The sequence below is a fragment of the Arthrobacter sp. B2a2-09 genome, from assembly GCF_027587375.1.
In the GTDB taxonomy this organism is placed as follows: Bacteria; Actinomycetota; Actinomycetes; order Actinomycetales; family Micrococcaceae; genus Arthrobacter.
Map to the genome: position 1 here is coordinate 69451 of NZ_JAMXIC010000025.1, position 6442 is coordinate 75892.

7 protein-coding genes are annotated in these 6442 nt (G+C 63.0%); 3 read left to right on the forward strand and 4 right to left on the reverse strand.

The window, feature by feature from the left end; genetic code table 11:
* The first annotated feature begins 2 nt into the window (after positions 1-2).
* A complete protein-coding gene (locus tag NFJ07_RS21075) occupies positions 3-782 on the forward strand; it encodes an enoyl-CoA hydratase/isomerase family protein (protein ID WP_269997541.1) in 780 nt (259 codons plus the stop codon).
* 51 nt (positions 783-833) lie between these two features.
* Here NFJ07_RS21075 and NFJ07_RS21080 read toward each other — a convergent pair whose 3' ends face one another.
* The 3 genes from NFJ07_RS21080 to NFJ07_RS21090 all read right to left on the reverse strand — a co-directional run bounded on the left by NFJ07_RS21080 (position 834) and on the right by NFJ07_RS21090 (position 3333).
* Positions 834-1028, reverse strand: a complete 195-nt coding sequence (locus tag NFJ07_RS21080) for a hypothetical protein (RefSeq protein WP_269997542.1) — start codon at positions 1026-1028, stop codon at positions 834-836.
* The gene (locus NFJ07_RS21085; protein WP_269997544.1) at positions 1012-1353 is read right to left on the reverse strand and encodes a DUF5655 domain-containing protein; all 342 of its coding nucleotides are present in this window, start codon (positions 1351-1353) and stop codon (positions 1012-1014) included. Before NFJ07_RS21085 ends, NFJ07_RS21080 begins: the two co-directional genes overlap by 17 nt.
* A 483-nt stretch (positions 1354-1836) precedes the next feature.
* Complete coding sequence (locus tag NFJ07_RS21090) at positions 1837-3333, reverse strand: HNH endonuclease (RefSeq protein ID WP_269997546.1); 1497 nt, start codon at positions 3331-3333, stop codon at positions 1837-1839.
* A 328-nt stretch (positions 3334-3661) separates the two neighbouring features.
* On the opposite strand from NFJ07_RS21090, the gene NFJ07_RS21095 reads away from it, so the two are divergent.
* Together NFJ07_RS21095 and NFJ07_RS21100 are read left to right on the forward strand one after the other, a co-directional pair.
* Positions 3662-5206, forward strand: a complete 1545-nt coding sequence (locus NFJ07_RS21095) for an S-layer homology domain-containing protein (RefSeq protein WP_269997548.1) — start codon at positions 3662-3664, stop codon at positions 5204-5206.
* Positions 5207-5287: 81 nt separating this feature from the next.
* Positions 5288-5974, forward strand: a complete 687-nt coding sequence (locus NFJ07_RS21100) for a cation diffusion facilitator family transporter (protein ID WP_269997550.1) — start codon at positions 5288-5290, stop codon at positions 5972-5974.
* Positions 5975-6004: 30 nt separating this feature from the next.
* Here the strand turns inward: NFJ07_RS21100 and NFJ07_RS21105 are convergent.
* The coding region (locus tag NFJ07_RS21105) for an HNH endonuclease (protein WP_269997552.1) at positions 6005-6442 on the reverse strand (438 nt) is incomplete at its 5' end.

Consider the following 6442-nt stretch of genomic DNA (forward strand, 5'->3'; position numbering starts at 1 on the left):
GAATGATCGAGCTCTCCATCGCCAACGGCATCGCCGAAATTGTCCTCAATGCCCCGGAAAAGCTGAACTCGCTTAACGAGGCAGCACTCGCGGAACTGGATAGAGCGTACGACGACGCCGCTGCCGCCGCCTCTCGTGGGATGGTGCGGGCGCTGCTCCTCCGCGGAGAGGGTCGCGCCTTTTGCGCGGGACGCGACATTGCCGGCGTGACGCCGGAGAGCGACGACGCGAAGGGGTACTTGAACGGGCTCGTGGAGCCATTGCTCAAGAAGATGGCAGCCTTCCCCGCCCCGACGTTCGCGGCAGCGCACGGCGCGTGCCTCGGCGTCGGGCTCGGCCTGTTGCTGGCCACGGACGTGGTGTACGTGGCGGAGAGCGCCAAGTTCGGTTCGCCGTTCGCCAAGCTGGGCGCCACTCTGGATTCGGGCGGACACTGGTACTTCACGGAACGCCTGGGCATGCACCGGACCTTGGACCTCATTTACACCGCGGACCTGATCAGCGGCGCCGAGGCTGTGGCTCAGGGCATGTTCAGCCGGGCCATGCCTGACGACGCCTTGTTGGAGGCCACGAGGATCATCGTGGAGCGCGTTGCGGCGGGTGCCACCGGTGCTTTCACGGCCAGCAAGGAGCTCGTGGCCCATATCCGCGATCAGCGCCTTGGCCTGTGGGCCGCCATGTCCGAAGAGAACGACGAGCAGGCGCGGCTCTGCAAGACCGAGGACTACGCCGAAGGTTTCCGGGCGTTCCAGGAGAAGCGGGCACCGGTCTTCAAGGGGTAGGAAACCCGGTTGAGTGAACCACTCAGGATACAGCGACGATCCGAACCGATATCATCCGTCCGTGGTAGCGATGGCTTGTGTCCGGTCCTGCGCAGAGACCCCGAGCGTCGAAAGCGCATGCCTGACAGCCGGCCGCTTCCCCCAGTCAGCGCCGATGACGAGCTGCTGGCCAAACGAACGGATCACCCCAGCGGCGAGGCTCGTGAACGAACTCGTCGAAGCAGCCGCCTCAGGTGGTGTGGGCATATCCTTCGCGGATCCACCCAAGCAGTTCGGCGTCGATCTCTAGCGGATCCTTCAGAATGACTTCGTTGTGCCACCGGTTGGCCGAGACGCGCTCGGCACGGTGAATCCGCGCCGATTCGAGTTCCCTGGTCAGAACAATGTTGACAAGAATCCCGCCACGGCGGGGATGGATACCGAGAAACGCCCGTCCATGGGTCACATGGAACGACGAGGCATTCTCCTGCAGCTCACACCCGTCCAGCGCAGAAATCTTATCCATAAGCGCGCTGTAAACGCCGGAGGAATTCGGGTCACCATCAATGCGTTCTCTTGCCGTACGAGCCATCCTGTCAGGATACGACAGACAAACCCACCACTCCTCGGGGTTTGCGGCCCGTTGGCTACAAAATCAGGGCCAGGACGCAATGGCAGCGTCCCTCAAGAGGTCGTCTGTGCACCCGGGGTATCTTGGTCTAGATTGCCGAGTCTGGCCGAGGGTTTCCGGGCGTTCCAGGAGAAGCGGGCTCCGGCGGGCGGGGGTGCCGTGGCCGGTGCGGTCATCTAGGTGACGAAGGTCCTTTACTGGCTTGATCCTGTTGTCGCGGCGATCATTGCTGCCGTGGTGGGATATCACGCGGTCCGGTTACTGATCGAAATCTTCCAGGCTCTGCGGGCGCATCGGCGCAGCGCCTCGAGACCATGAGCGTCCCGGGTACCGAGCGACCTGCTTCGGATCAGTAGGCCTGTAATCCGATCAAGAGCCACCCTCAGACCGCCGTCGATGGACAGATCCGGGGTGCGCCCAGAAGGACCTTTGCGTTTTCACGATTCAGGCGGCCCGGAGTTCCGTGAGATGGGCGTATTTCAGCGCCTTGGCTTGGTGGCGTAGTTTGCGTCGGTGGCGCCTGGAATGTGGCACCGACGTGGTCATGGACAGCCCGGTTCCTGGCGGGGGTGGGGCTATTGATCGGCAGCGGTGTCCGGTGGGGGTGCGGATTTCGTAGAGGTGCCGTCTTTCGGGACCGGTTTTTGCTGTCCAGCCGTTGAGTTCTTTGGTGTAATTGCAGGCTTCGCACAGCCCCGCCCCGTTGACCAGGCTTGTGGGTCCGCCGTCGTGCCAGGGGATGATGTGGTCGAAATGCCGGATGGGTGCATCACAGTAAGGGGTGCGGCAGGTGTCGTCGCGGGCTTGGATGAAGCGCCGGAGTCCGGGCGGGTAGAGCCGTGCCCTCGAATCGGCCGCGACAAGGTCCCCGCTTCCCGGAGCGGTGTAGAGGCGCCGGAGCCAGACCTTGAAGTCCTGAGCCGCTTCGGCGTGGCCCAGCCCGGGCTGGACCGGTGCAGCTTGGCCGTGTTGGGCTTGGTCCTGCCCGGCTTGGCTGCGGCTCCCGGCGGCGAGCATGGTCCTCGCCCAGGCGGCTGGGACGATGCCGTAGCCGGTGAGCCGGGCGGGTTCGCTGTCGCCCTGGAAGAGGGTGCGGTCGGTCATGACGAGCTGGATTTCGACTCCGCTGATGCCGCCGGGGGTGCCGGTGGTGCGTTCGACGAGGGCGTCGGCCATGATTTGGCCCCGGGACCGTGTTTCCCCGGTGGAGCGGAGGGTGTCTGCGTGCCGGGACAGGGCCGCGTGCACGGCCACGCCCTGGGCGACGGGTAGCAGCGCGGTGAGGTAGGTCATGGTGTCCGGGGCGGGGCGCAGGCTGACGTGCCCTTCGGTGGCGGCGTGGCTGGCTCGCTGGGTGACGGAGCGCGGGTCCCGCCGGTAAGCCGCGGCCCGGGCCGCGGAGATGATGGCCTTGTCTCCGGCGCCGTCGAAGACTCCCGTGTCGGCTGCGAGTTCCTCGTCCACCGCGCAGCGGTCCTCGGCGGACAGGCAGGCTGTTTCCTTCACGAGCAGGGTGGCGCGCCATTCGTTCAGCCGTCCGGTGTCCAGGGCCGCGAGGGTGTGCGGCATCTCCGTCACCAGGGCCTTCGAGAACCCGACGAGCCGGGATCCCCGCGTCGGGGATTCCCGCCGGGCCAAAGCAACCTGCGCTCCAACGCCGCGTCCGCGCTCGTCGGCAGGAACACCGAGGTCTGCCTCGGTGCTGCGCTGCGCGCTGTCGAACGCGACCGCGACCCGGGCCTGCAAGCCCGCGACCGCGGACTTCAAGTCCTCCAGACCCCGCAACTGGTTTATCAGTTCAGTACTGTCGGTGCCTGGCCGGAGCGAGGCCACCGCGCTGAGTAGTTGCTCTATTTGGGCAGACGGGACAGCACCGTCCGGACCCGCGCCGCCGGCAGGCGCGCCCGATCCGATCAGCTGGGTTTCCCGATTTCCGTCCATAACCAAAGCATTCCAGGGACCCCTGACATTTTTAGGCCGGAGAACCCCTTCCCCGCCGAAAACCAGGAAAATTTGTAGAAATTTTCGGACGGCCGATGTTTGGCTTGCCATTGTGAACCCTCTCAAGGGAGATCAGGGGTCGATCCGCCGCACTTCGATGGGCCACATCCTGGCCGCTCTCCGAGATTGCCGGCAATTTCCACGGGCGTTCCAGGAGAAGCGCGTCGGTTTTCAGGAGGTAACTCGTTCGGGCTGGGAACTTACGGGGCTGAGGGTTGGTTGCTAGGATGCAGCAATTGGCTTGAGTCATTTGGGGGAGACCGTGTGCTTGTTGTTTTCTGTTCGTCGTGCCCGGCGCAATCTGAGCGCACTATTCCTGGTCGTGGCGATGGTTGCGGTCGTGACGCCCGCCCACGCGGCGACGTCGGGCACCGGCTCCATCAGCGGCACTATTACGGTTGCTCCAGGCGTGAACGTCACACGAGTCCGAATGGATGCATTGAGGACCATCGACGGCCAGCCTGGGGGCATGGCGTCTGTTTCAGCTGATGGATCCTACACGATGGCCAATATGGCGGCCGGAAGCTACATCATCCGGGCGAGCGGTGTAAATAGCGGCGGATATGACAATTGGTATGGCGGGGCAACACAGGAGAGCGCAACACCCGTGACCTTCTCCTCAGGGCAGCTCCTTAAGGGAATCGACATTGCAGTCCCGCTAGGAGCGACGATCTCGGGCAAAGTATCCCTTCCTGAAGGATTTTCCTTCAGAAAGGTGTCGGTACAGGCGTTCGATGAGAATGTCCGTAATGGCGGAACAATCCAGTATTCCTTCGTTGATACGCAAGGGAACTATGTCATCAGAGGCTTGGCTCCGGGTTCGTATGAAGTTAACTTCTATTCGGATGAGGCGCTAAACCCAACTACTTACGGTCCGGGCGGGTATACAAACCCTACTAAAGTCACTGTCGCCGGATCGGAGAGCATCACCGGGATTGATGTCGCTTTGAGTAGGGCATCCAGTATTTCCGGCAGGTTGACACTCCCGCCTGGCGTCAGCACCGATGGTCTCAAGGTTTCGGCGCGGACGGAAGACAACAACGTCGCAGGCAGAGGAACGGTATCGCCCGGCGGGTCATTTCAGATTACGGACCTGTACGAGGGGAAGTATCGGATCAGGGTTGAAGCCGGCGCCAGCGGGCTCGTTGACCAGTGGTACAGCGACGGGGCCGGCACTGGTTCAGCAACAAGCGTTGATATTCCTCTGTCGACCGATGTCGGCGGGATAAATCTGACACTGGCGCAAGCCCCCGTTTTCCCCGATGTTGCACTGGGCACTGCGTTCTTCAACGAAATCTCATGGCTCGCTGCCAGAGGCGTTACGGGCGGATTTCCTGATGGTACCTACCGCCCGCTGGACGTGATCCACAGGGACGCGATGGCGGCGTTCATTTATCGGGCAGCGGGCAGACCGGAATTCAGGGCACCAGCGGTATCGCCATTCCGAGATCTAGCGACGACAGCCCCTTTCTACAAGGAGATCACCTGGCTGAAGTCGAAGGGAATTGCCACCGGCTACCCCGATGGGACCTACCGGCCACTGGGTGCCATCAATAGGGACGCCATGGCCGCCTTTCTCTACCGCATGGCCAGGGGTATCGGCTGCTTTCTGCCGACGGCGGAAGTTCCGGTCTTCGTGGACAATCCCCTGGACGGTTCATTCCACAACGAGATCCAGTGGTTGGCTTCGTGCGGTATTTCAACCGGCTATCCGGACGGATCGTTCAAACCGGGTGATCCTGTCCACCGGGATGCAATGGCAGCGTTCATCAAGAGGTTGTCTGTGCAACCGGGGTATCTGGCTCTAAATTGACGCGTCTGGCCGAAGGTTTCCGGCGTTCCAGGAGAAGCGGGCATCGGTCTTCAAGGGGTAGCGGATAGTTACCCTGAAGGGGTGACTAGTGTTCGTCGGCTGAGTGTTGTCCTGGTTTTGAACTTGGTGCTGGTGGCTGGGTTGGTTGTTGTGGGAATCTCGGCGAACTCGTTGGGTGTTCTCGCTGAGGGCGCAGACTACCTTGCCGATGCCGCCGCCATCGGGGTGTCCTTGTTGGCTGTCCGGGTGTCCAAGTTGCCGCCGACCCCCAATCGTCCGCAGGGATATCCGATGGCTACGACATGGGCCGCAGGGGTCAACGCCGGCTGGTTGCTCGTCTTGAGCGTCGCGATTCTGGTGGGCGCGGTTGGACGTCTCCTCACCGGTGCCAGTGAGGTTCACGGATTGCCGGTCCTCATTGTCAGCGGGATTGCGGCCGTGGTGATGTTCGTGGGTGCCCTCATCCTCGGCGGTGACGGGGACAACGGTGACGACGACAACCGCGACGACGACAACCGTGACGGCGACAACAAGTCCGGCGGTGATCTGAACATGCGTGCCGTCCTTCTTGATACCGCCGGCGATGCCGCGGCTGCGGCCGGGGTCGCCGTGGGCGGTGCCGTCATCTATGCCACGAAGGGCCTGTACTGGCTTGATCCTGTTGTCGCGGCGATCATCGCAATCGTGGTGGGATATCACGCAGTCCGCTTGCTGATCGAAATCTTCCAGGCTCTGCGGGCGCATCGGCGCAAAGCCGCGCGGCCATGAGCGTCCGAAGGGTTCTTGCTTTTTCGCGATTCAAGCGATCTGGAGTTCCGTGAGATGGGCGCATTTCTGCACCTTGGCTTGGTGGCGTAGTCGCCGGCGGTGGTGTCTGGAGTGCGCAGGTTTGCTTTCTGTCTCGTGAGTGCCCGGTAATGGCGGGGCTGTGGAACGGTAGGTATGTCCGGTGGGGGTGCGGATGTCGAAGACATGCCGTCTCCCGGGGCCGGTTTTTGCTGCCCAGCCGTTGAGTTCTTTGGTGTGGTTGCAGGCCTCGCATAGGCCGGCGCCGTTGACCTGGCTGGTGGGTCCGCCGTCGTGCCAGGGGATGATGTGGTCGAAATGCCTGATCGGCGCATCGCAGTACGGGGTCCGGCAGGTGTCGTCGCGGGCTTGAATGAAGCGCCGCATGCCGGGCGGGTAGAGCCGCGCCCTCGAATCGGCGCCGACAAGGTCCCCGCTTCCCGGAGCGGT